General features: G+C 45.1%; 2 protein-coding genes. Both read left to right on the top strand.

Annotated features, from left to right (window positions below; translation table 11 throughout):
- On the top strand, positions 1-896 hold an 896-nt coding region (locus F6K63_RS36770; protein ID WP_287315007.1), incomplete at its 5' end, for a formylglycine-generating enzyme family protein.
- A gap of 533 nt (positions 897-1,429) precedes the next feature.
- Positions 1,430-1,591, top strand: coding sequence for a hypothetical protein (locus F6K63_RS36765; RefSeq protein ID WP_287315006.1), 162 nt, complete (start codon positions 1,430-1,432; stop codon positions 1,589-1,591).
- The last annotated feature ends 106 nt before the right edge of the window (positions 1,592-1,697 follow it).

The raw sequence follows: 1,697 nt of genomic DNA, 5'->3' as shown, positions 1-1,697 counted from the left end.
AAGGTATGACCTTCATCCCTGGGGGCACTTTCAAGATGGGTTCCGACGTTTACTACCCTTCGGAGCGCTCTGCGGACGATGTTACCGTTGAGAGCTTCTGCATCGATAAATACGAAGTCACTAATGCAGAATTTGCCAAATTTGTCAAAGAAACTGGTTATATTACCGTAGCAGAGCGTCCCCTCTCCTCGGAACAGTTTCCCAACTTAACAGAGGAGCAACGGGCACCTGGTTCCCTAGTCTTTCAGATGCCGGACAATGGTGTTAGACCAGTGGGTTACCTGAGCTGGTGGAAGTGGACTCCTGGGGCTGACTGGCAACATCCCTTTGGTCCAAAGAGCAACATTAAAGGAAAAAAGAACTATCCTGTGGTTCATGTTGCCTATGAAGACGTTCAAGCCTATGCTAAGTGGGCAGGGAAGTCAGTACCCACAGAAGCCCAATGGGAATATGCCGCTCACGGTGGACTGGATGATGCTACCTACAGCTGGGGTGAGCAATACTCAGCCAAGAAGGCGAATACCTGGCAGGGATTCTTCCCCTTTTTCAACACCAAAGCTGATGGTCACACCGGCACTGCACCTGTAGGTTCCTTTGAACCAAATGGTTATGGTTTGTATGACATAACTGGTAATGTCTGGGAGTGGACTTCAGATTGGTATAGCATCGGTCACAATGGCAAAGCCCACAGCCTTAATCCTACAGGACCTAATCAAAAAGAAAGCTTCGACCCCAGAGAACCGGGTGTTGCTAAACATGTCATTAAAGGCGGGTCTTACCTGTGTGCTAAAAATTATTGTAGTCGCTATCGTCCTGCTGCTCGGGAGTCTCAATCACCCGATACAGGAACGACTCACATTGGGTTTCGCTTAGTCAAGCCTGATAATATTTCCTAAATGTGAAAAAGTTATATAGCATTTATTGCATCAAAGTCCCCCTTTTTAAGGGGGATTATTTGTACCTCATAGGAAAGACAATTACTATAAACTGACATGTGTCTGAAAAAAAACGCTCATGTACGGCGGTTTTAATAACTATCAAGTACACAGGATTTTCTCTGTCTTCCCTGCTCCCTGCTCCCTGTTCCCTGTTCCCTGTTCCCTGTTCCCTAAAACCAAAGAATTTGTACCTGACTGAATTGCAAACGGGTGCATCTCATTTTTGCTGTTTGACACGGTGGTGCGTTACGGGGCGGGCTATCCAAACCCTGACTACGAGGCGAAAAATGAAGGCCCCCCTAACGCACCCTACGCAAAATTTTCAAATATGAGATGCACCCATTGCAAACCGCTTTATGCTTTATAAATCCTATGCAATAGCTTTTTTTTAACAAACCCTAAAACTCCCAAAAAAAACTTTTTAAAACCCTTGACAATTAAAATTATAATCATTACAATAATCATTGTAAAGCAAGTTGAACTTTATCACTATGTCAGAAACCTTTACTCGCAATTTCAAGAAACAACCTACTCAGCACACTCTGAAAGCTCCTCGTCAATCAGTAATACATAGTATGCAGATGCTGTATGCCCTAGGCTATGCCGAGATTGCCGAGTGGACTCCTCTGGAACGTGCGGCTTGTTCTGAGTAGGAGCAACTCGTAGTAGAGTAGGTTATGACTCAGGTAACTCGCGGAATAACATCCCAAAGGTTATAACTATTCATCAGGATGGCGGTGCAAATCCGACCCCATCAGG

The sequence above is a fragment of the Moorena sp. SIO1G6 genome, from assembly GCF_010672795.1.
Lineage (GTDB): Bacteria > Cyanobacteriota > Cyanobacteriia > Cyanobacteriales > Coleofasciculaceae > Moorena > Moorena producens.
The sequence above is the reverse complement of the archived record's forward strand: the minus strand, read 5'-3'. Positions and strand labels throughout refer to the sequence as shown.

Excerpts from the sequence above, each read along its gene's own strand:
- F6K63_RS36765 (WP_287315006.1), top strand. The coding sequence starts at position 1,430 with ATGTCAGAAACCTTTACTCGCAATTTCAAGAAACAACCTACTCAGCAC.